This is a genomic window from Paenibacillus sp. GCM10027630 (assembly GCF_042676305.1).
Classification (GTDB): Bacteria; Bacillota; Bacilli; order Paenibacillales; family NBRC-103111; genus Paenibacillus_S.
The window spans coordinates 33,798-60,370 of record NZ_JBHTGY010000091.1 but is presented as its reverse complement, the minus strand read 5'-3'; the positions used below and the strand labels follow the sequence as shown (position 1 = coordinate 60,370).

The 26,573-nt window shown below is 45.1% G+C and carries 26 protein-coding genes, 1 rRNA gene and 1 other annotated feature; all 27 genes read left to right on the top strand.

The features are described 5' to 3' along the window. A 5S ribosomal RNA gene (rrf, locus tag ACFQ0C_RS34240) occupies positions 1-87 on the top strand; the annotation flags it as partial. Between the two features lie 197 nt (positions 88-284). Next, positions 285-746 (top strand): CtsR family transcriptional regulator, encoded by a 462-nt coding sequence (locus tag ACFQ0C_RS34235; protein ID WP_379373673.1) that lies wholly within the window; start codon positions 285-287, stop codon positions 744-746. A gap of 13 nt (positions 747-759) precedes the next feature. Then, positions 760-1,275: a protein-arginine kinase activator protein McsA gene (gene mcsA, locus ACFQ0C_RS34230; RefSeq protein ID WP_379373671.1), complete on the top strand. Its 516-nt coding sequence runs from the start codon at positions 760-762 to the stop codon at positions 1,273-1,275. Positions 1,276-1,350: 75 nt separating this feature from the next. Then, positions 1,351-2,418, top strand: coding sequence for a protein-arginine kinase McsB (gene mcsB / locus ACFQ0C_RS34225; RefSeq protein WP_258217839.1), 1,068 nt, complete (start codon positions 1,351-1,353; stop codon positions 2,416-2,418). Between the two features lie 75 nt (positions 2,419-2,493). Further along, positions 2,494-4,935, top strand: coding sequence for an ATP-dependent protease ATP-binding subunit ClpC (gene clpC / locus ACFQ0C_RS34220; RefSeq protein ID WP_258217838.1), 2,442 nt, complete (start codon positions 2,494-2,496; stop codon positions 4,933-4,935). 152 nt (positions 4,936-5,087) lie between these two features. After that, entirely contained in the window at positions 5,088-6,455 is a 1,368-nt protein-coding gene (radA, locus tag ACFQ0C_RS34215; protein ID WP_379373668.1) for a DNA repair protein RadA, read from the top strand. Positions 6,456-6,800: 345 nt separating this feature from the next. Beyond that, a complete protein-coding gene (gene disA, locus ACFQ0C_RS34210) occupies positions 6,801-7,880 on the top strand; it encodes a DNA integrity scanning diadenylate cyclase DisA (RefSeq protein ID WP_258217836.1) in 1,080 nt (359 codons plus the stop codon). A 73-nt stretch (positions 7,881-7,953) separates the two neighbouring features. Then, the gene (pssA, locus tag ACFQ0C_RS34205) at positions 7,954-8,688 is read left to right on the top strand and encodes a CDP-diacylglycerol--serine O-phosphatidyltransferase (protein ID WP_379373665.1); all 735 of its coding nucleotides are present in this window, start codon (positions 7,954-7,956) and stop codon (positions 8,686-8,688) included. Positions 8,689-8,872: 184 nt separating this feature from the next. Further along, on the top strand, positions 8,873-9,970 hold the full coding sequence (locus ACFQ0C_RS34200; protein WP_258217834.1) for a PIN/TRAM domain-containing protein: 1,098 nt from the start codon (positions 8,873-8,875) through the stop codon (positions 9,968-9,970). A gap of 72 nt (positions 9,971-10,042) precedes the next feature. Then, positions 10,043-10,741 carry a 2-C-methyl-D-erythritol 4-phosphate cytidylyltransferase gene (gene ispD / locus ACFQ0C_RS34195; protein ID WP_379373662.1) on the top strand — a complete coding sequence of 233 codons (699 nt, stop codon included), beginning with the start codon at positions 10,043-10,045 and terminating at the stop codon, positions 10,739-10,741. Positions 10,742-10,743: 2 nt separating this feature from the next. Beyond that, a complete protein-coding gene (gene ispF, locus ACFQ0C_RS34190; protein WP_379373660.1) occupies positions 10,744-11,229 on the top strand; it encodes a 2-C-methyl-D-erythritol 2,4-cyclodiphosphate synthase in 486 nt (161 codons plus the stop codon). 61 nt (positions 11,230-11,290) lie between these two features. Then, positions 11,291-12,748, top strand: a complete 1,458-nt coding sequence (gltX, locus tag ACFQ0C_RS34185; protein ID WP_379373658.1) for a glutamate--tRNA ligase — start codon at positions 11,291-11,293, stop codon at positions 12,746-12,748. Between the two features lie 445 nt (positions 12,749-13,193). After that, positions 13,194-13,865: a serine O-acetyltransferase gene (gene cysE / locus ACFQ0C_RS34180; protein ID WP_379373656.1), complete on the top strand. Its 672-nt coding sequence runs from the start codon at positions 13,194-13,196 to the stop codon at positions 13,863-13,865. Continuing rightward, complete coding sequence (cysS, locus tag ACFQ0C_RS34175) at positions 13,846-15,243, top strand: cysteine--tRNA ligase (RefSeq protein WP_379373654.1); 1,398 nt, start codon at positions 13,846-13,848, stop codon at positions 15,241-15,243. The genes cysE and cysS overlap by 20 nt, the downstream gene beginning before the upstream one ends. Beyond that, a complete protein-coding gene (locus ACFQ0C_RS34170; RefSeq protein WP_379373652.1) occupies positions 15,243-15,665 on the top strand; it encodes a Mini-ribonuclease 3 in 423 nt (140 codons plus the stop codon). The genes cysS and ACFQ0C_RS34170 overlap by 1 nt, the downstream gene beginning before the upstream one ends. 68 nt (positions 15,666-15,733) lie before the next feature. Next, positions 15,734-16,483 (top strand): 23S rRNA (guanosine(2251)-2'-O)-methyltransferase RlmB, encoded by a 750-nt coding sequence (rlmB, locus tag ACFQ0C_RS34165; protein WP_258217827.1) that lies wholly within the window; start codon positions 15,734-15,736, stop codon positions 16,481-16,483. Positions 16,484-16,497: 14 nt separating this feature from the next. Next, positions 16,498-17,013, top strand: coding sequence for an NYN domain-containing protein (locus tag ACFQ0C_RS34160; RefSeq protein WP_258217826.1), 516 nt, complete (start codon positions 16,498-16,500; stop codon positions 17,011-17,013). 135 nt (positions 17,014-17,148) lie between these two features. Continuing rightward, positions 17,149-17,793, top strand: a complete 645-nt coding sequence (gene sigH, locus ACFQ0C_RS34155; RefSeq protein WP_171651069.1) for an RNA polymerase sporulation sigma factor SigH — start codon at positions 17,149-17,151, stop codon at positions 17,791-17,793. A gap of 240 nt (positions 17,794-18,033) precedes the next feature. After that, a complete protein-coding gene (gene rpmG / locus ACFQ0C_RS34150) occupies positions 18,034-18,183 on the top strand; it encodes a 50S ribosomal protein L33 (RefSeq protein WP_028552031.1) in 150 nt (49 codons plus the stop codon). Positions 18,184-18,200: 17 nt separating this feature from the next. Beyond that, a complete protein-coding gene (gene secE, locus ACFQ0C_RS34145; RefSeq protein ID WP_171651070.1) occupies positions 18,201-18,401 on the top strand; it encodes a preprotein translocase subunit SecE in 201 nt (66 codons plus the stop codon). A gap of 27 nt (positions 18,402-18,428) precedes the next feature. Next, positions 18,429-18,962, top strand: a complete 534-nt coding sequence (gene nusG, locus ACFQ0C_RS34140; protein ID WP_258217825.1) for a transcription termination/antitermination protein NusG — start codon at positions 18,429-18,431, stop codon at positions 18,960-18,962. Between the two features lie 43 nt (positions 18,963-19,005). After that, on the top strand, positions 19,006-19,431 hold the full coding sequence (rplK, locus tag ACFQ0C_RS34135) for a 50S ribosomal protein L11 (RefSeq protein WP_258217824.1): 426 nt from the start codon (positions 19,006-19,008) through the stop codon (positions 19,429-19,431). 157 nt (positions 19,432-19,588) lie between these two features. Next, on the top strand, positions 19,589-20,281 hold the full coding sequence (gene rplA / locus ACFQ0C_RS34130; protein ID WP_379373647.1) for a 50S ribosomal protein L1: 693 nt from the start codon (positions 19,589-19,591) through the stop codon (positions 20,279-20,281). Between the two features lie 48 nt (positions 20,282-20,329). After that, positions 20,330-20,490: a sequence feature (ribosomal protein L10 leader region), on the top strand. Positions 20,491-20,665: 175 nt separating this feature from the next. Beyond that, positions 20,666-21,175: a 50S ribosomal protein L10 gene (gene rplJ / locus ACFQ0C_RS34125; RefSeq protein WP_379373645.1), complete on the top strand. Its 510-nt coding sequence runs from the start codon at positions 20,666-20,668 to the stop codon at positions 21,173-21,175. A 54-nt stretch (positions 21,176-21,229) separates the two neighbouring features. Beyond that, positions 21,230-21,592, top strand: coding sequence for a 50S ribosomal protein L7/L12 (gene rplL, locus ACFQ0C_RS34120; protein WP_258217821.1), 363 nt, complete (start codon positions 21,230-21,232; stop codon positions 21,590-21,592). A gap of 197 nt (positions 21,593-21,789) precedes the next feature. Then, positions 21,790-22,383, top strand: a complete 594-nt coding sequence (locus ACFQ0C_RS34115) for a class I SAM-dependent methyltransferase (RefSeq protein ID WP_379373642.1) — start codon at positions 21,790-21,792, stop codon at positions 22,381-22,383. Between the two features lie 606 nt (positions 22,384-22,989). Then, positions 22,990-26,526 (top strand): DNA-directed RNA polymerase subunit beta, encoded by a 3,537-nt coding sequence (rpoB, locus tag ACFQ0C_RS34110; RefSeq protein WP_258217819.1) that lies wholly within the window; start codon positions 22,990-22,992, stop codon positions 26,524-26,526. Positions 26,527-26,573 lie beyond the last annotated feature (47 nt).

Here is a 26,573-nt window from a genome sequence, read left to right as displayed (position 1 = left end):
GTTCCCATCTCGAACACGACCGTTAAGCCCTCCAGCGCCAATGGTACTTAGACCGCAGGGTCTTGGGAGAGTAGGACGTTGCCAAGCAAAACAACAACAGAAAAAGCCTTTCTGGACTTAATCCAGAAAGGCTTTTTCTGTTGTTTACAGGCATAAAAACTGCCGCAAAGTGAACAATAAAATGAATGAAGGTCCTAGTTGCAAATTATCTGAAAACTGCTATAATGTTATTAAAGTCAAAGAAAGTCAAAGTCAATTTACTTCTTGACTAGGAGGTTGAATTGATGCGTAATGTCTCTGAGGTTATCGAACAATATCTGAAGCAGATTTTACAGAAAAGTAATGAAGGTATTGTCGAAATTCAGCGTAACGACCTGGCAGATCAGTTTGATTGCGTGCCCTCACAAATTAATTATGTAATTAGCACCCGATTTACTCTGGAGAAGGGGTATATTGTCGAAAGCAAGCGCGGGGGCGGAGGGTATATACGAATTCAAAAAATTGAGCTGAATGCACATGGTTCAGTACTTGATCACATCTCCAAAACCATTAGTCTCCAAATCGATCAAAGCGCCTCTGAGGGCCTTCTGTATCAATTGGAGGAGAGCGGTTATCTCACATCAAGAGAAGCGGCGCTGATGAAAGCAGCCATATCAAGAGAAGTGCTGGTTTTGAAGCTTCCGCTGAGAGATGAGATTCGAGCCAGAATATTGAAAGCTATGCTAATATCCTTGTTGAGTAAATAAGGAGGGAATGTTTATGTTATGCCAGGAATGTGGTAAGAAACAAGCAACGCTTCATTTTACGAAAATTTTAAACGGAGAAAAGACAGAGTTTCACATCTGTGAGTCATGCGCCCGAGAGAAAGGAGAGCTTATTCCAGGTACACCGAATGGCTTTTCTATTCATAATTTATTGTCAGGGCTGCTCGATTTTGATCCCTCACATGGTACTCTTGCATCAAAAGCTCAGCCAGGTCGTTGCGAAGAATGCGGACTTACTTATAGCCAATTCAGTAAAGTCGGTCGTTTTGGCTGCAGCTCATGCTATAAGCATTTCGAAGATAAGCTGGATCCATTGTTCAAAAGAGTTCACGGGAACACGTTTCACACTGGGAAGGTTCCTAAACGTTCAGGCGGGTTAATACAACATAAGAGGGAAATCGAAACTCTGAAAAAGGAGCTGCTGCTGCGTATTCAAGGAGAAGAATTTGAAGAAGCAGCGAAGCTTCGCGATGAAATCCGCCAGCTTGAGAAAAAGGTTGCCGAAGGCTAGTGTTTTAAACCTCCTGGATCGCAGTCGTTCAAAGAGGTTATGATAGAGGTTTCTTTAGGGCAAGGGAGGAATCTTATGACATCGAATACGAATCGTTTTACGCAGCATGCTTTGAGTGATTGGATGAAGAGCGAAGGACCTGACTCCGATATTGTTATTAGCACCAGAATCCGTATCGCGAGAAATATACAGTCCTATCCATTCCCGATGCTTTCTACTAATCCCCAATCGCACGAGGTATTTGAGAAGGTATCAAGTATAATGGGGAATGAAGAGCTCGGAACCATTAGTAACTTTTCTTTACTGTCACTCGATGAATTGGATGAGCTCGAAAAGCGTGTGCTTGTAGAGAAGCATCTGATTAGTCCTGCATTAGCTAATGAGTCACGTAATGGTGCGGTAATATTAAGTGATAATGAATCCATCAGCATCATGGTGAATGAAGAGGATCATTTGCGAATACAATGCTTGTGTCCTGGTTTTCAAATTAATGAAGCTTGGGACCTTGCAAGTCAAATTGATGACTTGTTTGAAACACAGCTGGATTATGCGTTTGATGAGAAACGGGGATATTTGACCAGCTGCCCTACGAATGTAGGGACCGGGATTAGAGCCTCAGTAATGATTCATCTGCCGGCTTTGGTTTTAACCCAACAAATTAACCGTATTTTATCAGCGATAACTCAAGTAGGATTGGCGGTTAGAGGTTTGTATGGGGAAGGCAGCGAAGCCTTAGGCAACCTATTTCAAATTTCCAATCAGATTACATTGGGACAATCCGAGCAGGAGATCATCGACAATTTATATGGAGTAGTCCGGCAAATTATTGAACATGAGCGGGCAGCACGCGAGAAGCTGCAGCTTGAAACAAGAACCAAGCTGCTGGACCGTGTCAGCAGGTCATTTGGAATCATGTCTTATGCAGCTATTATGGATTCCAAAGAAGCTGCTCAACGGCTGTCAGATGTTCGGTTAGGTATCGATCTGGGCATCATTAAGAATGTCCCACTTCAAGTGATGAATGAGTTGATGGTGATGACCCAGCCTGGATTTTTACAGCAGTATGCAGGAGAAAAGCTAAGCGCTGAAGAAAGAGACATAAGAAGGGCGCAACTCATTCGAGAGAAATTTACATCTGAGTAAATAACAACACGGTATGATTGCTCTTTTAGGTCAAACGTGCTTCGATAATTTTATTCTTTTATGGAGGTGTTACGCATGATGTTTGGAAGATTCACGGAACGTGCGCAAAAAGTATTGTCCTTGGCACAGGAAGAAGCCGTTCGTTTAGGTCATAATAATATTGGAACAGAGCATATTTTGTTAGGTTTAATTCGTGAAGGTGACGGTATTGCTGCTAAAGCTCTTATAGCTCTCGGATTAGGCTTAGAGAAAATCCAAGACGAGGTGGAGGCACTTATCGGTCGAGGCCAAGAACAGCCTACCAACATTGCCTACACTCCACGAGCTAAGAAGGTTATCGAGCTATCGATGGATGAGGCTCGTAAATTAGGCCATACGTATGTGGGAACAGAGCATATATTGCTTGGATTGATTCGTGAAGGAGAAGGCGTCGCGGCTCGTGTCCTGAATAATCTTGGTGTTAGCTTGAATAAAGCGCGTCAGCAGGTATTGCAGCTGTTAGGCAGCAGCGAGGTTGTATCTACTAATCATGGTAGCAATGCTAACGTAAATACGCCTACACTTGACGGATTGGCCAGGGATTTGACGTCTTATGCTAAAGATGGCAATCTGGATCCGGTTATTGGCCGCAGCAAAGAAATCGAGCGTGTGATCCAGGTATTAAGCCGTAGAACCAAAAATAATCCGGTATTGATTGGTGAGCCGGGTGTTGGTAAAACAGCGATTGCCGAAGGTTTGGCGCAAAAAATAATTAATAACGAAATCCCTGAAACATTGCGTGATAAACGCGTTATGACATTGGATATGGGATCTGTCGTGGCGGGAACTAAATATCGCGGTGAGTTTGAGGATCGTCTTAAAAAGATTATGGATGAAATTCGCCAAGCGGGTAATATCATTCTATTCATTGATGAGCTGCACACATTGATTGGTGCGGGTGGGGCGGAAGGCGCGATTGATGCGTCTAACATCCTGAAGCCGGCATTAGCTCGTGGAGAGCTTCAATGCATTGGGGCTACAACGCTGGATGAATATCGTAAATATATTGAAAAAGATGCCGCTTTGGAAAGACGCTTTCAGCCGATTACAGTGGATCAGCCGTCTCCAGAGGAAGCAATTCAAATTTTACACGGTTTGCGTGACCGCTATGAGGCGCATCACCGGGTCAAAATTACGGATGAAGCTATAGAACAAGCGGTAAAACTTTCTGATCGCTATATTACGGATCGCTTCCTGCCAGATAAGGCAATCGACCTGATTGACGAGGCGAGCTCCAAGGTAAGGCTTCGCTCATACACAGTACCGCCTGATTTGAAGAAGCTTGAAAATAAGCTGGAGGATATCCGCAAGGAGAAAGACGCGGCTGTTCAGAGTCAAGAGTTTGAGAAGGCGGCTTCTTTGCGGGACACCGAGCAAAAGCTGCGTGAAGAGCTGGATACAACCAAGAATGAATGGAAAGAGAAACAGGGACGTACGGATTCCGAAGTGACTCCCGATGATATCGCTCAGGTTGTAGCAAGCTGGACCGGCATACCGGTAGTTAAGCTTGCTGAGGAAGAGACAGAGCGCTTGCTCAAAATGGAAGAGATTCTTCACGATCGGGTTATAGGTCAGGAAGAAGCCGTAAAAGCAGTTAGTCGTGCTATTCGTCGCGCTAGAGCGGGTCTTAAAGATCCTAAGCGGCCTATAGGCTCCTTTATCTTCCTGGGACCAACAGGAGTTGGTAAAACTGAGCTGGCACGTGCTTTGGCAGAGTCTCTGTTTGGTGACGACAACGCAGTTATTCGTATCGATATGTCCGAGTATATGGAGAAGCACTCGACTTCTCGTCTGGTAGGGGCTCCTCCGGGATATGTTGGTTATGAAGAGGGCGGACAGCTTACTGAAAAAGTTCGCCGTAAACCGTATTCTGTAGTTTTGTTGGACGAAATTGAGAAGGCGCATCCGGAAGTATTTAATATCCTGCTGCAGGTGTTAGAGGACGGTCGATTGACCGATTCCAAAGGTCGCACAGTGGACTTCCGCAACACCCTTATCATTATGACTTCCAACGTAGGCGCGGATATGATTAAGAAGAATTCCTCGCTAGGTTTCACGGCTGTACAGGATGCCGGTAAAGATTACGGCAATATGAAAGATAAAGTGATGAGCGAGCTTAAAAAGAGCTTCCGTCCGGAGTTTTTGAACCGGATTGACGAGATTATTGTGTTCCATTCTCTGGAAGAAGCTCATATCGCTCAGATCGTAACGCTGATGGCAGATGATCTGCGTAAACGTTTGAAAGAGCAAGATGTTGACTTCGTTCTTACCGATAAAGCTAAAGCCTTTTTGGCCAAAGAAGGATTCGATCCTACTTATGGAGCTAGACCGCTGCGTAGAGCGATACAGAAGCATATTGAAGACAGACTGTCTGAAGAATTGCTTCGCGGCATGATTACCAAAGGGGACACGTTAACTATCGATGAGCATGAAGGAGCATTGACTGTAGAGCGTAGTCAGGGAGTCACAAGTCCTTAACCTAAGAAAAAGCGAAACATCCTATGGCATTAGGCCATAGGATGTTTTTTTTCCATATTTAAGGAGAAGGGTTTTCATTAGTGCTGCAAAATGGTAAACTTTGTAGGCACGCTTTAGGTTTCGGAGTGAATACACAACTGGGAGAGTTTTAAATGGCAAAGCAAAAAACGATATTTTTCTGTTCGGAATGCGGATTTGAATCTCCCAAATGGTTAGGGAAATGTCCGGGCTGTCAAGCTTGGAACACGTTTGTTGAGGAACTGGAGACAGTTACGAAGACACAAGGTATGCAATCTTCTCTATTACGGACGAAAGAAAAGCCCGTTTCCATCATAAATATTAAAGGTACGGAAGAGCAGCGTATTCAAACGCGGAATAAGGAATTAAATCGTGTGCTTGGCGGCGGTCTTGTTCCGGGTTCATTGCTTTTGGTCGGAGGGGATCCAGGCATTGGGAAGTCTACATTGCTGCTGCAAACCTCTTTTGATTTAACGCAAAGCGATAAAAAAGTATTATACATTTCAGGTGAGGAATCGGTTCGACAAACCAAGCTGCGCGCGGATCGGTTGAATGCAACATCTGAGCTGCTATACGTGCTGTGTGAAACCAACTTGGAGCAGATAGAAGCTGCGATTGAAGAGGTTCAACCTGATTTTATCGTTATCGACTCGATTCAAACGGTCTACCATCCGGCAATTTCTTCTGCTCCGGGCAGTGTGTCCCAAGTGAGGGAGTGCACAGGCCATTTTATGCGCATTGCCAAAATTAAAGGTATTGCAACGGTGTTGGTTGGTCATGTTACTAAGGAGGGCGCTATCGCAGGTCCACGTATGCTAGAGCATATGGTGGATTGTGTTCTCTATTTCGAAGGAGAAAGACACCAATCCTACAGGCTGTTGAGAGCTGTCAAGAACAGGTTCGGCGCAACAAATGAGATCGGAATTTTTGAAATGCAGGAAGGCGGATTAGTTGAGGTCAACAATCCATCTGAGCTATTTTTGTCGGAACGTCCACTCGGGGTGTCAGGTTCTACCGTTGTTGCCAGCCTGGAAGGAACAAGAACCGTGCTTGTGGAGCTTCAGGCGCTTGTTACTTCTACCAATTTCCCTTCGCCGCGGCGGATGGCAACAGGAATTGATCATAACCGATTGGCTTTAATTATTGCGGTATTGGAGAAACGGCTGGGTATGTTTTTGCAAAACCAGGATGCCTATGTGAACGTAGCAGGTGGGGTTAAGCTAGATGAACCGGCGGTTGATTTAGCAATAGCTGTCAGCATTGCTTCCAGTTTAAGAGAGCAGCCAACACAGCCATACGACGTAGTATTTGGGGAAGTGGGATTGACCGGTGAAGTGCGGGGTGTTTCTCGTGTGGATCAAAGGGTGAGGGAAGCAGAAAAGCTCGGGTTCCGCCGCGTCATCCTTCCGGAAAAAAGTCTCAAGGGCTGGACTCCTCCTTCTTCCATTGAAATAATCGGCGTCAGCACGGTATCGGAAGCTTTGAAAGCTGCTTTGGGGTAGTATACATACGGTCTAATGCAAATAGGTTGATCAACTAAGATCGTGTAAATAAGTTGATGTAAGCAAGTTGAAATAAATAAGTTTGATGCAATAAATGTCTATAAAAATGGTTAGATGTAACTAAGAGTAACAACGTAAAGCGTGTCCCGTTAGGGACGGAAGCGTTCAAGAAGCACTATCGAAGCAGTCACGCACAACAAGCACCACCGTAAAGCGTGTCCCATAGGGACGAAAGCGCTCTGAAGACACTGCCGTAGCAGTCACAACTGACGGGTGTCCAGAGGGCGGAGCCCTTGGGGCCCTCCCGGCGGGGAGGGTTTGGGTGGGGAATGGGGAGGGGACAACATGAGCAAGGAAGAAATAAAACGGGATGTAATGAGCCAACTGCTGCAAATGGTAGCACCAGGAACTCCTTTCCGAGACGGATTGGAGAACGTGCTTCGGGCCAAAACAGGAGCTTTGATCGTAGTTGGCTACAGCCCGGAAGTAATGGAGGTCGTTGATGGAGGTTTTTCTATCAATTGTGATTTTTCTCCCAATTATTTGTATGAATTGGCCAAAATGGATGGAGCGATCATCTTAAGTGAAGATGTGAAACGAATTCTTTATGCTAACACACAGCTTATACCGGACTCCTCTATTTCCTCTTCGGAAACAGGGATCAGACATCGGACAGCTGAACGGGTTGCCAAACAAACCTCCAAGCTCGTGGTGTCCATCTCGCAGAGGCGTAATGTGATTACTTTATATCAGGGAAACCTTCGATATAGTTTAAAGGATATAGGTGTCATTCTCACCAAAGCGAATCAAGCGATACAGACGTTGGAGCGTTATAAATCGGTATTGGATCAAGCTGTAACCAATTTGGGAGCTTCTGAATTTGAGGAATTGGTCGCTCTACATGATGTAACTAATGTCATACAACGTGTGGAAATGGTGCTCCGCGTCAGTGCAGAGATTAAGCGCTATATCAACGAATTAGGCACAGAAGGGCGCCTTATCAGTATGCAGCTGGAGGAATTGATTGGAAATACCGAGCTGGAAGCGCAACTTTTATTAAAAGACTATGTAAAAGAACAAAATGATGATAGAATCAAAGATATGACCAACAGTCTCAAACGTTTAGCGGCAGAAGAAATTTTGGATCATTACCATATTGCCAGGCTGCTAGGCTATCAGCACAGTAACAACACGGCTGAGGAAACCGTATCGCCAAGAGGGTATCGGGTGTTAAACAAAATCCCTCGTCTACCTGCAGTAATTATTCACAATTTAGTGGAAAAATTCGGCAGACTCCCACATCTAATGATGGCTACTATAGACGAACTGGATGAAGTTGACGGGATTGGTGAGGTTCGTGCGAGGACAATAAAAGAAGGTTTAAAACGAATTCAAGATCAAGTACTCATTGACAGACATATTTAACTTGCATACAATCAGATGGTATCCTAATATAATAAGAGTTATTAGGGTAAAGTAAACCAGAGGTGGACAAATAATGTTAGCTAAATCTCTTCCCAATCTTTTTACTGTAGGGAACTTGTTTTTGGGAATTATTTCGATCATTCTCGTTTTTAACAACAAGCCCGAGCTTGCAGCTATTATGGTTATTGTGGCTATGTTGTTGGACGGATTGGATGGTAGCGTGGCGCGTGCTCTAAACGTACAAAGTGAGTTTGGTAAAGAACTGGATTCTTTATCTGATGTTATCTCTTTTGGCGTAGCACCGGCATTCATTATGTACGTAGTTGCTTTTACTGAGCTTAATGCAGCGGCTGCGTGGATTGTAACGGCGATTTTCCCAATTTGCGGCGCGCTTCGTTTGGCTAGATTTAATGTGGTAGCTGGAACTCCAGGCTATTTCATCGGGCTTCCAATACCGGCAGCTGGCGGTGTATTGTGTACACTTGCGTTATTCCAAAAGGAATTGAACACATTTGTATTAGTTCTTAGCACTTTACTGTTATCGTATTTAATGGTGAGTACTGTGAAGTATCCTAACTTCAAGAAAATAGGGATTCCCAAAGCCGCTATCTGGATTACACCGATCGTAGTTGTTATTGCGGTTGTAGTTGCAGTTCAGTTCCCAGGCACATTATCCAAAATGATTTTTGTACCGCTGCTTCTTTATGCGCTGTACGGCTTAAAAAAAAACGTTGAACGACTCTTTACGAGACGTAAAAGAAAGAATAAGTCCCTTGATGAGGTGAAGTCGGAAACGACTCCGTTATAGAGACTGCTTTAAAAATCTAGACTTACTTATAGGTTTAACGCGAAAATGAAAAGCATTTATTTTCCTTTAGTGGAAAATGAGTGCTTTTTTTGCATTTTCTTCAAAACTGACGATTAGGCAGGTAAGATTTGGTTCATAATTGTAACGAATCGAATTTTATAATTGAAGGTATGGAGGTGATTCTATGATGAAAAAATGGTTTCAAAGCTTTTTTGCAGTTATTGGAGGCGTGTTAGGTTATGGGTGGAGTGATACCGTCGGTCGACCATTTTTTAATTTCATAGAAACGGTTTTTGGTGTGAAAGAGGTTGCAGGCCAGGCTTATTGGCTGATGCTGCTCGGAGTGGTTCTCTTTTATACGCTCAGTTCCTGGGTGGTCAACTATGGATTGAAATGGATGGAAAAGGGGGAGGAGAAGGTCGCTCATGTCCCGATTACTGACCTTCTTGCAGGTACGGCAGGCATGACAATCGGATTGATGCTGGCTGTAATGCTTCTAACCCCATTCGGACAAGCCGGGTTGTTCTCGCCCTTTCTGCATGTTATTTTTACGGCAATGCTTGGTATTGTAGGGTTCCGTTTGGGCTATGCAAAAAAAGAAGAGTTTATTGTACTGCTGACTAAAACCCGTTCATCCAAAGAACGTGGAGCAGCAGGTGAAGTGAAAGGCTTTGAAGAGCATAAAATTTTGGATACCAGCGTGATTATTGACGGTCGGATTGCAGATATTTGTAAAACCGGATTTATCGAAGGTACACTGGTTATCCCTGAATTTGTGTTGGAGGAATTGCAGCATATTGCGGATTCATCGGATTTGCTGAAGCGGAACCGGGGACGTCGGGGGCTTGATATACTTAATAAGATCCAAAAAGAGCTGGATGTTAAGGTATTGATTTACGAAGGTGACTTTGAAGAAATTTCAGAGGTGGACAGCAAGCTGGTTAAGCTCGCCAAGGTGCTGCAAGGTAAAGTAATCACGAATGATTTTAACCTAAATAAAGTTTGTGAGCTTCAAGGCGTGTCTGTTCTAAATATTAACGATCTGGCTAATGCGGTTAAGCCTGTTGTACTGCCTGGTGAGGAAATACTGGTGCAGGTCATCAAGGATGGCAAGGAGCATGGACAAGGCGTTGCGTATCTGGATGATGGGACTATGATCGTTGTTGAAGGTGGGCGAGACTTTATCGGCACTACTCTGGATGTATTGGTTACAAGTGTACTGCAGACCTCTGCAGGCCGGATGATCTTCGCTAAACCGAAACTATTGGAAAAAGCTCTCTAAAACGTATATGATAAGAGGAGTGAACGCGCTAGGTAGATCGCGCGCAGATGGTAGCTGGCAGGTGAGGATGCAATGGGGAAACTGGCTGTAGTTGTTGTAGCCGCGGGCAAGGGCTCGCGAATGAAGACAGAGGAAAGTAAACAATATTTGCAATTAAGCGGGAAACCCATTCTTGTATATACATTGACTTTGTTTGAGCGGATCGAACAGGTGGATACAGTTGTGCTGGTGACCGGTGCGGACGATGTGGATCGGTGCAGCGGCTACATCGAACAGTTTGCGTTAAGCAAAGTGCAGCACGTTGTATCCGGCGGCAAGGAAAGACAAGACTCTGTTTATAAAGGGCTTGAAGTGCTGGGCTCGGACGTTGAATGGGTTATGGTACATGACGGAGTCCGTCCCTTCGCATCAGTGGAGCATGTTCTGGCATGCTGGCGCAAAGCGATGGAGGCGGAAGCTGCTGTTCTTGCGGTTCCCGTTAAGGACACGATCAAGATTGTCAATAACGAAGGAATGATTGAGTCTACGCCAGACCGGCGCAGCTTGTGGGCTATTCAAACCCCACAAGCTTTTCGTCTTTCATTGCTTAAACTTGCATACGAGCAAGCAGAGAAAGATGGTTTTGCAGGAACGGATGATGCCATGCTGGTTGAGCGGATCGGAACGCCGGTGCAGGTGGTTGAGTCCGATTATTATAATATTAAAATAACAACGCCTGAGGATTTGCCGTGGGCGGAGTGGATTATTCAGAATGTAAGGGGAGAGAGATAACAATGATTCGAGTAGGACAGGGCTTTGACGTGCATCAACTGGTGGAAGGAAGGAAGTGCATTATTGGGGGCGTCGACATACCTTATGAAAAGGGGCTGCTAGGGCATTCTGATGCGGATGTGCTTCTGCATGCTATCAGCGATGCCATTCTGGGAGCATTAGGCATGGGAGACATAGGCAAGCATTTTCCTGACACCGATCAAGCTTATAAAGATGCGGACAGCTACCAACTGCTTCTGGATGTTTGGAAGCTTGCGAAAGAAGCGGGATACAAGCTCGGGAACATCGATTCCACCATAATAGCGCAAAAGCCCAAAATGGCTCCGTATATTCCAGCAATGGTACAGCGTATTGCCGAAGCCTTGGATGCAGAGCCTTCCCAGGTCAATGTAAAGGCTACAACGACAGAGCAGTTGGGCTTTGCTGGCCGCGGTGAAGGAATTGCCGCACAATCGGTTGTTTGTTTAATCCAAGATGTGCTATCATAACAAGAATATTTAGTTTACGGTTATTAAAAGAGGCAGTTTAAATTAGAGGGGAGCAAGCAGTATGTCAGGTCAAATGCGTGTAAGATATGCGCCAAGCCCCACAGGACATTTACATATAGGTGGCGCACGTACGGCATTATTCGATTATTTGGTCGCCCGCAAGCATGCAGGGCAATTTATTATCCGATTTGAAGATACCGATCAGACTCGCCATGTAGAGTCCGGGATTGGCAACCAGCTGGAAGGCTTGAACTGGCTCGGGTTGAACTGGGATGAGAGTGTAGATATAGGAGGTCCTTACGCCCCCTATCGTCAAACTGAAAGGCTGGATCTGTATCAGCCCTTCGTTGATCAATTGCTGCAAAACGGCCATGCGTATCACTGCTATTGTTCAGAAGCGGATTTGGAGCAAGAGCGCGCCGAGCAGGAAGCTAAGGGCGAGATGCCTCGCTATTCAGGTAAATGCCGGCAGATTCAACCGGAATCGCTGGAAAAGTTCAAAGCGGAAGGCCGCAAGCCTTCAATCCGTTTCCGTGTAACCGAAAATCGGATTATTGCTTTTGAGGATCGGATTCGTGAGCATGTTGAGTTTGAATCCAATGGCATTGGCGATTTTATTATCGTACGTCCGGACGGGATTCCTACGTATAATTTTGCCGTTATTCTGGATGATCATTTGATGAAAATCAATCTTGTTATTCGCGGTGAAGAGCATCTTTCCAATACGCCGAGACAAATCATGATGTACGAGGCACTAGGCCTGCCTATTCCGGAATTTGCGCATTTATCGCTTATATTGAACCAAGACCGCAAAAAAATGAGCAAACGCGATGAGTCCATCATACAGTTTATTCAGCAGTATAAAGAGCTCGGCTATTTGCCTGAAGCGGTGCTGAACTTCATTGCGCTGCTGGGCTGGTCCCCTAAGGGCGAAGAAGAGATTTTCACCAAGGAAGAGTTGATCGAGCAATTCGATCTGGATCGGGTTTCCAAGAGTCCGGCCGTGTTTGATATGGATAAACTCAATTGGATGAATAATCATTATTTGAAAAAATCTGAGCTGTCCCGCGTCGTGGAGCTGGCGTTGCCTCATCTGCAGAAAGCTGGGCTCGTTCCAGAGGAGCTTGGAGCGGAGCAGCAGGAATGGGTCACCCGCCTCATTGGGCTGAACCAGGAAAGAATGCAATATGCTGCCGAGATTGTTCCATTATCACAATTGTTTTTCCAAGAGGATGTTTCCTATGAAGAGGAAGAGGCGAAGGCTTTGCTCACGGAAGAGCATGTGCCTGTAGTGCTGCAGGGCTTCCTGAATGAAGTGTCACAGGCAGAAACCTTTGCGGTTGAGAACATTCCTGCTATGCTTAAAGCAGTGCAGAAAGCTACCGGTTTCAAAGGGAAGCAGCTGTTTATGACCATCCGTGTCGCCCTCACCGGTCAGACACATGGCCCCGATCTGAATGTGACGGTTTTCTTGCTTGGAAAATCTAAAGTGATATCCAGACTCAATAAATTATTGTAAACCATGTGATTTTCATATAAGATTAAGAAAGTAAAACATAGAACCGAAAGTTCTTGAAACAAATATATGGATCGTGGCGTAGAGCAGGAGAGTACAATTGTTAGGGCTTCACAGAGAGGATAGTCGGGTATCGCATCATGGGATATCCCAAGCTGAGAGCTGTCCATTCCCTATGATTGGAAATGCACCTGGGAGCCGTATTGACGAGATGCTGAATTGGCTTTGTTCACAAAGCATAACGGCAAGGTAGTCTTACCGAATTCGTTCACGTTACGAACGCACAAGATGGACATTGCCTGTGTGAAGCTGCATGTCCAAGCAGAGTGGAACCGCGACTTTTCGCCTCTGCAGCCGTTATGGCTGTGGGGGCTTTTCTATTTGTTCATAGAATCTTAGAATCTTTACCTTATGAAAAGGGAAGAAAGCAGGAAGCAGGTGAGTTGTCTTGTTCAAGCACATGAGAGAAGATATCGCTACTATATTTGAGAATGATCCCGCCGCGCGGAGCTGGTTTGAAGTGGTGTTCACTTATTCCGGTTTACATGCTCTTTGGGCGCACCGTGTGGCCCATTGTTTATATAAGAAACGGTGGTATACCACTGCGCGGATCACCTCGCAAATTAGCCGCTTTATGACCGGCATCGAAATTCATCCAGGTGCGATTATCGGAAGGCGTTTTTTCATTGACCATGGAATGGGAGTCATCATTGGTGAAACTTGCGAGATCGGTGATGATGTTGTTTTATATCAGGGCGTCACTTTGGGCGGAACAGGCAAGGAAAAGGGCAAGCGTCATCCTACGATCGGCAGCAACGTGGTTATTGCATCCGGGGCCAAGGTGCTTGGATCTTTTACCGTCGGGGATAATTCCAGGGTTGGTTCAAATGCGGTAGTGCTTAGCGAAGTGCCTCCAAACAGTACAGTCGTTGGTATCCCTGGTCGTGTGGTAAAGCGTGATGGTGTTCGTGTAGGCCGTCTGGATCACAATAATTTACCGGATCCCGTAATCGATATGTTCCGCCAATTGCAGGAGCAAATAGAAGAACTGAAAGTAGAAGTGGCAACTATAAAATCCAAAAGTGGAGGTAGCCAAGAGAATGACGCTAAAAATTTATAATACGTTATCCAGAACGAAGGAAACATTTCAGACTATTGAGCCTGGCAAAGTAAAAATGTATGTATGCGGCCCAACCGTTTACGATTATATTCATATTGGCAATGCGCGTCCGATGATCTTTTTTGACGTGGTAAGAAGGTATTTGGAATCCATAGGCTATGAGGTTAATTACGTAGTGAATTTCACTGACGTAGACGATAAGTTGATCAAAAAAGCGGCTCAGATGGAGCTGACGGTTCCTGAAGTGGCGGATTTGTTTATTCGCAAATTTTATGAGGATACGGAAGGCTTGGGTGTTCGCAAAGCAACCTTGAATCCACGAGTTACGGAAAATATCGACGAAATCATTGCCTTTATCGAAGGACTTGTTGATAAGGGCTATGCCTATGAAAAAGGCGGCGATGTGTATTTTAGAACAACCAAATTTGCGGATTACGGCAAGCTGTCTCAACAAAATCTGGAAGAGCTGCAGTTCGGAATTCGGGTCGAGGTTGACGATCGTAAGGAAAACCCTCAGGACTTTGTGCTCTGGAAAGGAGCCAAGCCCGGCGAAATATCATGGTCAAGCCCTTGGGGAGAAGGAAGACCTGGCTGGCATATTGAATGTTCCGCGATGGTTCGTAAATATTTGGGAGATACCATTGATATTCATGGCGGGGGACAGGATCTGCAATTTCCTCATCACGAGTGCGAAATCGCCCAGTCCGAATGTTTGACCGGTCATGCGATGGCTAATTATTGGATGCATAACGGATACATCAACATCGATAATGAAAAAATGGGCAAGTCGCTTGGGAACAGCGTGAATGTGAACCAGCTGCTGCAATCGCTCAGTTCGCAGGTTATTCGCTATTTTATGCTATCTGCCCATTACCGCAACCCGTTGAACTTTAGCAATGATACTATCGAGCAAGCCAAGAACGGATTGGCTCGTATTGAAAATTGCGTGGCTAATATTAAACATCGTTTGTCCGCGGCTGGAGACGGCGATACCGATAATGGAGTCAAACAAGCTGTCGAAGAGGTAAGAAGCCAATTCGAAGCCAAGATGAATGACGATTTCAATACGCCGGATGCTGTTACAGCTGTGTATGAGTTGGTCAATGCATCGAACCTTTACTTGCAGCAAGAGGCTGTTACTAGCAGCTCTCTTAAGCTTTTGCTAGAGCAGTTCGAAGCTATGGACCGTATCCTGGGCATACTAGCACATGAGGAAGAAGGGCTGCTTGACGAGGAGATCGAACAGCTGATTATAGACCGTACGGAAGCTCGTAAAACGAAAAATTGGGCTCGTGCCGATGAAATTCGTGATTTGCTGACGGAGCGGGGGATTATTCTGGAGGATACACCTCAGGGTATCCGCTGGCGGCGAAATTAATGAAGGAGCCTGTATCCTTTGACTCTAATCTGTTCTCCTTTCCTCCGGCCAAAGAGCCTAAGCTGTTAAATCCGATAGTGCTTGCTTATATCGGCGATGCGGTTTACGAGGTATTTGTTCGCCAATATGTAATAGCCCAGATCAATCACCGTCCTAACCATTTGCACCGTCTATCCACACAGTACGTATCGGCCAAAGCACAAGCCAAATCGCTGCAGCGATGGATGCCCCATCTGACTGATGAAGAAACGGATATCGTAAAGCGGGGGCGTAATGCCAAGTCAGGCAGTTCGGCCAAAAATGCGGATATTCTGGAATACCGCCACAGCACGGCCTTTGAATGCTTGATCGGTTTCTTGTACTACACTAAACAGCTGGAACGGCTGCAATATTTGATGATGATGTCTTTGGAACGTGACTAATTAATATAACCTAACAAAGATTTTATGCAGAGAACAGGTTTGAAGCCGTATAAAAGGAGAGAACGATAATGGAGGAAGAATTAGAATTTCTAGCGGGGAAGCATTCAGTGCTGGAAGCACTTCGGTCCGGACGAACGATCAATAAAATTTGGATCGCCGAAAATGCGCAAAAGCAGCTGACACAACCCATCGTTGCAGAAGCGAAACAAAATGGTGTTATTGTTCAATTCGCCGATAAACGGAAGCTGGACCAAATGGTAGATAATATTCAGCACCAAGGGGTAGTTGCTCAAGTTGCAGCTTATGATTATGTGGAAGTGGAGGATATTTTGGCCATCGCCCAAAGCAGGAACGAAGAGCCATTCATTCTGATACTCGATGAGATTGAAGATCCTCATAACCTAGGCTCGATTCTCAGAACAGCTGACTGTACTGGGGTTCATGGGGTGATTATTCCCAAACGCAGGTCGGTCGGCTTAACTGCAACGGTATCCAAAACATCGGCAGGAGCTGTGGAATATGTGGCAGTGGCGCGCGTCACGAATCTGGCACAAACGATCGAGCTGCTTAAGGAGCGGGGTGTCTGGATAGCGGGAGCAGATGTTGCGGCCCAGCAGCCGGTGTATCAAACAAACCTTAATATGCCGCTGGCGCTGGTAATAGGGAATGAACAAAAAGGCATGGGCAGGCTTATTAAGGAAAAATGTGATTTTTTGCTGAAGCTGCCTATGTTCGGACACGTCAATTCATTGAATGCATCCGTGGCGGCGTCCGTGTTGATGTATGAAGTGATTCGCCAGCGCTTGTCCAAGAAATAGATGGTGTTACCGGTATGATTCAAGAAATACTTATTGTAGACGGCTATAACATTATCGGCGCCTGGCCGGAGCTGCAAAAGTTAAAAGATATAAGCTTGGAGGAAGCGCGGGACCGGCTCATTGAGCAGTTAGCTGAATATCAGTCTTTCTCAGGGGTAAAAGTACTGCTTGTTTTCGACGCCTACTTTGTTCCCGGATTGGGAGGCAAATATGTGCAGAGCAAGCTGCGCATTTATTACACGAAGGAGAAGGAAACCGCTGATGAGCTGATTGAGCGATTGGTTACGGAACATATCGGGCGGAGAAAGCAGATTTATGTGGCGACTTCGGATATGACGGAGCAGCATGTTATTTTTGGAAAAGGAGCTTTTCGCGTTCCGGCGAGCGAGCTATTGGTTAAGATAAGGCTCTCTCGACGGGAGATTCAGCAGAAAATCCGCGAGGATGCCCCTTCTAAAAGAAATACATTCGACAGCAAGCTTAGCAGCGAGATGAAAGAGTTGTTCGAAAAGTGGCGAAGAGGCCAGTAATAGTAGGTATTTCAAGCTTTTACTAGTGTGAATTTGGTTGACGATGTTAGATTACATAATGTATACTGATTCTATCTTTCATGTAGAACACAGGTATAGTTATTCGCAGTCTTGCCAGGGCCGGAGGGATTATTGGTGAGTGTCGACCTCAAAGAATTGAGAATGCATGAATATGACCTCAAGGCAGATGAAGATATTGTCGAGGCGGTCCGCGATGGAGAAAGTGACGCATTGGAGTATTTGATTAACAAGTACAAAAACTTTGTCCGAGCCAAAGCACGCTCCTATTTTCTAATAGGTGCTGATAGGGAAGATATCGTGCAAGAAGGTATGATAGGATTATATAAATCTATTCGTGATTTTCGTGGAGACAAGCTCGCTTCCTTTAAAGCTTTTGCAGAACTGTGTATCACTCGTCAGATCATAACAGCTATTAAAACCGCAACCAGGCAGAAGCATATACCTCTTAATTCTTATGTATCGCTGGACAAGCCTATTTATGACGAAGATTCTGACCGCACCTTGCTTGATGTCATCTGCGGTTCTCGAGTTACCGACCCTGAGGAATTGATTATTAATCAAGAAGAGTTCAGTGGTCTGGAAGATAAAATGGGCGAGATACTAAGCGACCTTGAACGCAGGGTACTTATGCTTTATTTGGATGGCCGTTCCTATCAGGAAATTGCGGTCGATTTAGACCGCCATGTGAAGTCGATTGATAATGCTCTGCAGCGGGTTAAACGAAAGTTAGAGCGGTATTTGGAAGTAAGGGACGCATAGATAGCACCTGTCGCGAAGAGCGGGGTGCTTTATTTTTTTTGTATATTGTTTATCCTTTCCTCGCAGCGTTAATACTAGAATCTGTAGATAATACAGATGAGCGGTTGTATTGCTAGGATTATCTTGACATGAAATTGGCGCTATGCTAAAGTATTCAGGTAGCCCTAAAATTTGAGGCGTTTTTTTGCTGATCGTTTAAGGTTTTCAAAATACGAGGCTGGTCCGTAGGAGGTGTACATCATGCGGGTTATAATCACGTTAGCGTGCACGAACTGCAAGCAAAGAAACTATACGTCCAATAAAAATAAGCGCAACAATCCAGACCGCATGGAGTTGAAGAAGTTTTGCAAGTTTTGCAATGAACATACCGCTCATCGCGAAACTAGGTAGTCTTTGGAGGTGTAGTTGTGTCCTTTTTAGCTAGAATGAAGAACACATTTTCCTTTTTTACGGACAGTTGGTCTGAATTAAAAAAGGTGAAGTGGCCAAGTCGTAAAGAACTGATCAGCTATACGCTAGTCGTTCTGTTTACGGTTGTCTTTGTAACCATTTACTTCTACGTACTTGATTTGGGGATTTCTGAGCTGCTTCGTCTTATTTTTAAATAAGCGAGAGTTAGGTGGCTAATAATGGAAATGGAAAAAAGATGGTACGTCGTACATACCTATTCAGGGTATGAGAATAAGGTCAAGGCAAACTTGGAGAAACGCGTAGAGTCTATGAATATGTTGGACAAAATCTTTCGCGTTTTGGTTCCGATGGAAGAAGAGATTGTGAACAAGGACGGCAAGAAAAAAACGGTTATGCGCAAGGTATATCCGGGTTACGTTTTGGTCGAAATGATCCAAACCGATGATTCGTGGTATGTCGTTCGTAATACTCCGGGTGTAACGGGCTTTGTCGGTTCGACAGGGTCTGGATCTAAGCCGACTGCTCTGCTTCCTGATGAAGTAGAATCTATTCTCAAGCATATGGGCATGGAAGAACCAAAACCGAAGATCGACTTCGATCTCAAAGATACTGTGCGTGTTATGGTGGGTCCTTTTGCGAATTTTGTTGGGTCGGTCGAAGAAATTCTTATCGACAAGGCTAAGCTTAAGGTTCTTGTAAACATGTTCGGGCGGGAAACACCTTTAGAGCTGGATTACCATCAAGTGGAGAAACTCTAAACGCTACTAAACCGTCATACTACATGCAAGGAGGTGTCACACAATGGCAAAGAAGGTTATTAAAGTTGTTAAACTGCAAGTTAATGCTGCAAAAGCGAATCCGGCTCCACCTATCGGTCCGGCTCTTGGTCAAGCGGGTGTTAACATCATGGCTTTTTGTAAAGAGTTTAACGCTCGTACTGCAGATCAAGCAGGTTTGATTATTCCTGTTGAGATTACAGTATTTGAGGATCGTTCTTTCACTTTCATTTGCAAAACGCCACCGGCTGCTGTATTGCTCCGCGTAGCTGCAAAGATTGAGAAAGGTTCAGGCGAGCCTAACAAAAAGAAAGTTGCAACTGTGAATCGCGCGACTGTTCGCGAGATCGCTGAGCAAAAAATGCCTGACCTGAACGCTGCATCCGTTGAGGCTGCAATGCGTATGATCGAAGGTACGGCTCGCAGCATGGGCGTAACTATCGTAGATTAATACGAGTCGCCGTGCTTGCGTTTCTTGACGGTGACAACCAACTTTGCTTTGCAAAAGGTTGCGCCATGAGTGACAACTGGCATCGCTTTGCTGATGTAACAGTTGCGCTTTAAGTGGGAGGATATTCCGCTAATACCACACGAGGAGGATAAACAAAGTGCCTAAACATGGTAAAAAGTATTTGGAAGCTTCTAAGCTGATCGATGCTGAAGCATCGTATGAGCCGGCTGAAGCGATTGAGCTTGTTAAGAAATCGGCGCCTGCAAAGTTTGACGAAACCGTTGAAGTTGCAGTTCGTTTGGGTGTAGACCCTAGGAAACAAGACCAAGCTGTTCGTGGCGTTGTTGTATTGCCACACGGAACTGGTAAAACTAAACGTGTTCTTGTATTCGCAAAAGGTGACAAAGCCAGAGAAGCGGAAGCAGCTGGTGCTGATTTCGTAGGCGATCAAGACATGATCAATAAGATCCAGCAGGGCTGGTTCGACTTTGATGTTTGCGTAGCTACTCCCGACATGATGAGTGAAGTGGGTAAATTGGGTCGTATCTTGGGTGGTAAAGGTTTGATGCCGAATCCTAAAGCTGGTACAGTTACATTTGATGTAACTAAAGCAGTTCAAGAGATCAAGGCTGGTAAAATCGAATATCGCTTGGATAAGGCTGGACAAATCCACGCTCCAATCGGTAAAGTATCCTTTGATGCTGATAAGTTGGCTGACAACTTCCGCGCATTGATTGATGCTTTGGTAAGAGCGAAACCTGCAGCTGCTAAAGGTGTATACCTTAAGAACATCGCAGTTTCCTCAACGATGGGTCCTAGTGCTCGCGTAAACGTTCAAACCTTTAGATAAGTTTGGCAGTTGACTTTTGAAGTCACAAGTGCTAACCTATCTAAGCTAACAAATGAATATGACTTACCGTAGACAGCAGGTGTTTGATTATTCAAACTTAATTTCCTGCCGAGGTGTTATGATATAAGATCGGTATCTTTGCTTTAGTACAAAGATTAAATCGCTCATCATGCCTTCGCAGTGTCTGCGAAGGCATCTTCGCGTTTAGCGGGATGTAGTTGCAGGACACTGGCGAATAGTTTACGAGTTAAGTAATGACCTGAATGATTAAGTTGCTTCTTTGCGGAAGCAAAGTGATTTCTTACAATGCTAGCTTCCCTGTGAAGCTAAGCAAAATGCTTACGATGACAGCTTTCTTACGAAAGCTCTTAGGAGGTGCAAAAAATGGCAAACGCAAAAACCCTTGAGATTAAATCTCAGCAAGTGAGTGAAGTTACTGACAAGCTGAAAGAAAGCTCATGCACAATTGTTGCGGATTACCGCGGTCTGAACGTGGCTCAAGTAACCGAGCTTCGTAGACAACTGCGTGAAGCAGGCGTTGAGTTCCAAGTATTGAAGAATACTTTGGCTAGACGTGCTACTGCGAATGCTGAGTTAAGTGCACTGGATGAGTATTTGACTGGCCCAACGGCCATCGCATTCAGTAAAGACGATATCGTAACTCCAGCCAAAATCTTAACAGATTTTGCTAAGAAGAACGATAAACTTAGCGTTAAAGCAGGTGTAGTTGAAGGTAAAGTGGTTGGTTATGAGCAAATCAAGGCATTGGCTGATCTTCCATCCAGAGAAGGTTTGTTGTCCATGTTGCTCAGCGTGCTTCAAGCTCCTGTTCGCAACTTCGCCCTTGCGGTTAAAGCAGTGGCAGAAAAAGACGGCAGCGCTCAAGAGGCTTAATAAGCAATTGGTAACTGTTTCATAAAAAAACAATTAATCGGAGGTTTATATACCATGAGTAAAGAACAAATCTTAGAAGCAATCAAAGGTATGACTATTTTGGAATTGAACGATCTTGTTAAAGCAATCGAAGAAGAATTCGGCGTAACTGCTGCAGCTCCAGTAGCAGCAGGCGGCGGCGCAGCTGTTGCTGAAGTTGTTGAGCAATCCGAATTCGACGTAATTTTGAACAGCGCTGGCGCGTCCAAAATCAACGTTATCAAAGTAGTTCGCGAAATCACTGGTCTTGGCTTGAAAGAAGCAAAAGACTTGGTTGATAGCGCACCAAAAGCAATCAAAGAAAAAGTGGGTAAAGAAGAAGCAGAAGCGGTTAAAGCGAAGCTTGAAGAAGCAGGCGCTGGCGTAGAAGTAAAATAAGTACCCAGCTTTTCAGAAGCCCCTTGGAGTTACTTCAAGGGGTTTTTTGATAATATTAGACTTGCAAGAAAAGCTGCCGCTCAGACACGAATGTATCTTCATCGAGAGGGCTTCGAATAGAAGCTTTTCTTACCGTTTTTACGAGAAACAACTCGTGCAGCAGTCACGACTAAAGGGTGTCCAGAGGGAGAGTAGAAGTGGAGCACTATTATTCGCAAAAACCAACAACGGCGCATAAGGCTCATACAATTGAGGAATCATTGCGCGGCCGTAAATATACATTTGTGACGGATGCTGGCGTATTCTCAAAACGAGGAGTGGATTATGGGTCTAAAGTGCTGATCGAAGCTCTTGATATACCTGATAAGGCAGAAGTGCTTGATGTCGGCTGTGGTTACGGTCCTATTGGCTTTGCGGCTGCGGGGCTGGCGGTTCGAGGGAAAGTGACAATGGTTGATATCAATGAAAGAGCGGTTGAGCTGGCGAAGCAGAATGCGCAGCGCAATCAAATTACTAACGTGGAGATTTTGCAGAGTGATATGCTGGGCGCCGTAATAAACCGGAATTTTGATGTGGTGATAACGAATCCTCCTATCCGGGCCGGCAAGGAAACGGTTCACTGTATATTTGAGCAAGCTTACGAGGTGCTGAACGCCGGCGGCTCCTTATGGATTGTCATTCAAAAAAAGCAGGGAGCGCCATCGGCGTTTGCCAAGCTGGAAAGTTTGTTTGCCAAGGTGACTGAAGTAACCAAGGATAAAGGGTACCGTGTGATTAGAGCAATAAAGTAACAATAACTAGAACATCTACCCTTTTAATATCCCAAAAGTGATCCGTCAGCGAATCCCGAAGGGACAGCACCTCTTAGCAGAAACTGTCAGATCAACACAAACTGGCACTGTGTAGCACTCCCGCACCATAAGCACAACCGTTAAGCGCGTCCCGTAGGGATGAAAGCGATCCAAACGTACACAGTAACAATGCGCACAGCGGGTGTCGAGAGGGCGGCGGCCCTTTGGGGGCCCTCCCGGCGGGGAGGGTTTGGGAGGGGACACTTCAAGGATAATGGTGGGCACTCAGGAAAAAATGTTGACTTGACTTTTCGGATGTGTTATTATAATAAAATGTCAGTATTAAAGTGGGTAATATCTCTTTAGTTTACTAAAATGTCAAGATTTATTTTCACGACAGGGTGAATAAAATTTAAATGTTATACGTATAATGTTTAAATTTTAAGTAAAACCTACAAGGTATGAAGAAAAATATGGTAAGTCGAGATTCAATGTTTGGAAAAAGCTTCTAAAAGGAGTTTCACTTGGGCGGTATTTACTCGAGAAGGCTTCAGGAAAGAGGCTTTTATTTTGTTCTATTGAGTAGACATGAGGGGTGAATCAAAGTTGGCGGGTCATCTTGTTCAATTAGGTCGACGCAAACGCAGGTCATACGCTCGGATTCATGAGGTATTGGAAGTTCCAAACCTTATCGAAATCCAACAAAAATCGTACGAATGGTTTTTGGAAGAAGGATTGCGTGAAATGTTTCAGGATATTTCCCCTATTCAGGATTTTACGGGGAATTTAGTGTTGGAGTTCATTGATTATAGCTTAGGAGAGCCTAAGTATTCGGTGGATGAGTCCAAGGAACGCGATGTGACTTACGCAGCTCCGCTTCGTGTGAAAGTGCGCTTGATCAATAAAGAAACTGGTGAGGTCAAAGAACAGGAAGTATTTATGGGAGATTTCCCATTGATGACGGAAACAGGGACTTTTATTATCAATGGTGCTGAACGGGTTATCGTCAGCCAGTTGGTTCGTTCTCCTAGCGTCTATTTTAGCACGAAAGTGGATAAAAACGGTAAGAAAACATACACAGCTACAGTAATTCCTAACCGCGGCGCGTGGTTGGAGCTAGAGACGGATGCTAAAGATATTATTTATGTCCGGATAGATCGTACTCGTAAAATTCCTGTGACTGTTCTGTTGAGATCCTTGGGTTTCGGGACGGACGCGGATATTTTGGACTTGTTGGGTGACGATGAGTATATCCGTAATACCCTGGATAAGGATAATACGGATTCTACGGATAAGGCGCTTATCGAGATCTATGAGCGCTTGCGTCCAGGCGAACCACCTACACTGGATAATGCAAGAAGCTTGCTGGTAGCACGTTTCTTCGATCCGAAACGCTATGATTTAGCGAATGTAGGACGTTACAAAATCAATAAAAAGCTGCATATCAAAAACCGTCTGTTTAACCAACGTTTAGCTGAATCTTTAATTGACCCTGAAACAGGCGAGATTATTGCTGAAGCAGGACAATTGCTGGACCGCAGATTGTTGGATGATGTTCTTCCGTTCTTGGAAAAGAATGTGGGCTTCAAGGAATACACAGCGCCTAACGGTATGAATGATTTGGAACATATACCGCTACAGTGCATCAATGTATTCTCTCCAATTGAAGACGGTAAAATCGTAAAAGTCATAGCTAATGGCAAAATCGATAAAACTGTAAAGAATATTACCCCTGCAGATATTATTGCTTCGATTAACTATTTTATTAATCTTTTACATGGCATCGGCAATACGGATGATATTGACCATCTTGGTAACAGAAGATTGCGTTCTGTTGGTGAGCTGCTTCAAAATCAGTTCCGTATCGGTTTGTCTCGTATGGAACGTGTGGTCCGTGAGCGGATGTCAATTCAAGATGCAAATGTTATTACGCCTCAAGCGTTAATTAATATTAGACCGGTAATTGCATCGATTAAAGAGTTTTTCGGAAGCTCTCAGTTGTCTCAATTTATGGACCAAACGAATCCGTTGGCAGAACTTACGCATAAGCGCCGCTTATCAGCGTTGGGACCCGGCGGTTTAACCAGGGAACGCGCGGGCTTTGAGGTTCGTGACGTGCATCACTCCCACTATGGCCGTATGTGTCCTATCGAGACTCCAGAGGGTCCGAACATTGGTTTGATCAACTCCTTGTCTACTTTTGCAAGAATCAACGAATATGGCTTCATTGAGGCTCCGTACCGTTGGGTTGATCCGAAGACAGGCATTGTTACCGAACAAATCGCTTATCTAACAGCGGATGAAGAAGATAACTATGTTGTAGCACAAGCGAACACGAAATTAACGGAAGAAGGTCATCTTGCAAATGACACGGCTATCGTTAGATTCAAGGACGATAACTTGATTCTTCCCAAAGAACGTGTCGACTACATGGACGTATCTCCTAAACAGGTTGTTTCAGTAGCTACAGCGTTGATTCCGTTCCTTGAAAATGATGACTCCAACCGTGCGTTGATGGGTTCAAACATGCAGCGTCAAGCCGTACCTTTGCTTATTCCTAAGTCACCTCTCGTTGGTACAGGTATGGAGCATAAGTCGGCTAAGGATTCCGGTGTGTGTATCGTTTCCAAGGTTGATGGAGTTGTCGAAAGAGTGTCGGCTAATGAGATCTGGGTTCGTCGTCAAGCGATAGTGGATGGCAAGCTGGTAAATGGAGATTTGATCAAGCACAAACTTCATAAGTTTATGCGTTCCAACCAAGGTACTTGTATTAATCAACGTCCAATTTGTCATAAAGGCGAACAAGTTCGCGCAGGCGATATTCTAGCTGACGGTCCATCCACGGAAATGGGTGAATTGGCGCTTGGACGCAACGTAGTCGTTGCCTTCATGACTTGGGAAGGTTACAACTATGAGGATGCGATCTTGCTGAGCGAGAAGCTGGTTAAAGAGGATGTATACACTTCGATTCACATCGAGGAATACGAATCAGAAGCCAGAGATACCAAATTGGGTCCCGAAGAAATCACGCGTGATATCCCGAACGTCGGTGAAGATGCGCTGAAGAATTTGGACGAGCGCGGTATTATTCGTGTTGGTGCGGAGATCGGCGCAGGAGATATCTTGGTCGGTAAAGTAACACCTAAAGGGGTTACCGAGCTTACGGCTGAAGAACGTTTGCTGCACGCTATTTTTGGTGAAAAAGCTCGTGAAGTACGTGATACATCGCTTCGCGTACCGCATGGTACCGACGGTATTGTCGTTGATGTTAAGGTGTTCACACGTGAGAACGGTGATGAGCTTCCTCCAGGTGTTAATCAGTTGGTGCGTGTCTACATTGCGCAAAAACGGAAAATCTCCGAAGGGGACAAAATGGCCGGCCGCCACGGTAATAAAGGGGTTATCGCGCGCATTTTACCTGAGGAGGACATGCCGTTCTTGCCTGATGGTACTCCGGTACAGGTTGTTTTGAACCCGCTGGGCGTTCCTTCCCGGATGAACATTGGACAGGTGCTGGAAGTTCACTTGGGTATGGCTGCTAAATACCTCGGTATTCATACCGCAACGCCAGTATTTGACGGCGCTCGCGAGTATGACGTGTTTGATGCAATGGAAGAAGCCGGTATGCAGCGCAATGGTAAGACATTGCTGTATGACGGTCGTACGGGTGAACCGTTTGAGCGTGAAGTTACCGTTGGCGTCATGTATATGATTAAACTGGCGCACATGGTTGACGATAAGATCCATGCACGTTCCACAGGTCCTTACTCACTCGTTACACAGCAGCCGCTGGGTGGTAAAGCTCAGTTCGGTGGACAGCGTTTCGGTGAGATGGAAGTTTGGGCGTTGGAGGCCTATGGGGCCGCATATACACTTCAAGAAATATTGACGGTTAAGTCCGATGATGTGGTGGGACGTGTTAAAACGTACGAATCCATTGTCAAAGGGGAGAATGTTCCAGAGCCTGGTGTTCCGGAATCCTTTAAAGTTTTGATAAAAGAACTTCAAAGCTTAGGTATGGACGTTAAGATACTGTCTGGAGACGAGCAAGAGATCGAGATGAAGGAAACAGACGACGAGGATGAGGTAACAAGCGACAAGCTGAATCTCAATCTCGAAGGCACGGAGTTAGGTGTAGAATAACGTAAAGTTAGCTAGGCTCTGCCCCCGATAAGAGGTTTTCTTATCAT

What these genes read in the sequence shown, in the direction of transcription:
- gltX (WP_379373658.1), top strand. Translation starts at nt 11,291, where the DNA reads ATGTCAGGTCAAATGCGTGTAAGATATGCGCCAAGCCCCACAGGACAT.
- rplL (WP_258217821.1), top strand. Translation starts at nt 21,230, where the DNA reads ATGAGTAAAGAACAAATCTTAGAAGCAATCAAAGGTATGACTATTTTG.
- pssA (WP_379373665.1), top strand. Translation starts at nt 7,954, where the DNA reads ATGTTAGCTAAATCTCTTCCCAATCTTTTTACTGTAGGGAACTTGTTT.
- rpmG (WP_028552031.1), top strand. Translation starts at nt 18,034, where the DNA reads ATGCGGGTTATAATCACGTTAGCGTGCACGAACTGCAAGCAAAGAAAC.
- rplK (WP_258217824.1), top strand. Translation starts at nt 19,006, where the DNA reads ATGGCAAAGAAGGTTATTAAAGTTGTTAAACTGCAAGTTAATGCTGCA.
- mcsB (WP_258217839.1), top strand. Translation starts at nt 1,351, where the DNA reads ATGACATCGAATACGAATCGTTTTACGCAGCATGCTTTGAGTGATTGG.
- ispF (WP_379373660.1), top strand. Translation starts at nt 10,744, where the DNA reads ATGATTCGAGTAGGACAGGGCTTTGACGTGCATCAACTGGTGGAAGGA.
- rlmB (WP_258217827.1), top strand. Translation starts at nt 15,734, where the DNA reads ATGGAGGAAGAATTAGAATTTCTAGCGGGGAAGCATTCAGTGCTGGAA.
- ACFQ0C_RS34170 (WP_379373652.1), top strand. Translation starts at nt 15,243, where the DNA reads ATGAAGGAGCCTGTATCCTTTGACTCTAATCTGTTCTCCTTTCCTCCG.
- clpC (WP_258217838.1), top strand. Translation starts at nt 2,494, where the DNA reads ATGATGTTTGGAAGATTCACGGAACGTGCGCAAAAAGTATTGTCCTTG.
- radA (WP_379373668.1), top strand. Translation starts at nt 5,088, where the DNA reads ATGGCAAAGCAAAAAACGATATTTTTCTGTTCGGAATGCGGATTTGAA.
- ACFQ0C_RS34235 (WP_379373673.1), top strand. Translation starts at nt 285, where the DNA reads ATGCGTAATGTCTCTGAGGTTATCGAACAATATCTGAAGCAGATTTTA.
- disA (WP_258217836.1), top strand. Translation starts at nt 6,801, where the DNA reads ATGAGCAAGGAAGAAATAAAACGGGATGTAATGAGCCAACTGCTGCAA.
- nusG (WP_258217825.1), top strand. Translation starts at nt 18,429, where the DNA reads ATGGAAAAAAGATGGTACGTCGTACATACCTATTCAGGGTATGAGAAT.
- mcsA (WP_379373671.1), top strand. Translation starts at nt 760, where the DNA reads ATGTTATGCCAGGAATGTGGTAAGAAACAAGCAACGCTTCATTTTACG.
- ACFQ0C_RS34200 (WP_258217834.1), top strand. Translation starts at nt 8,873, where the DNA reads ATGATGAAAAAATGGTTTCAAAGCTTTTTTGCAGTTATTGGAGGCGTG.
- ACFQ0C_RS34160 (WP_258217826.1), top strand. Translation starts at nt 16,498, where the DNA reads ATGATTCAAGAAATACTTATTGTAGACGGCTATAACATTATCGGCGCC.
- cysS (WP_379373654.1), top strand. Translation starts at nt 13,846, where the DNA reads ATGACGCTAAAAATTTATAATACGTTATCCAGAACGAAGGAAACATTT.
- ispD (WP_379373662.1), top strand. Translation starts at nt 10,043, where the DNA reads ATGGGGAAACTGGCTGTAGTTGTTGTAGCCGCGGGCAAGGGCTCGCGA.
- rplJ (WP_379373645.1), top strand. Translation starts at nt 20,666, where the DNA reads ATGGCAAACGCAAAAACCCTTGAGATTAAATCTCAGCAAGTGAGTGAA.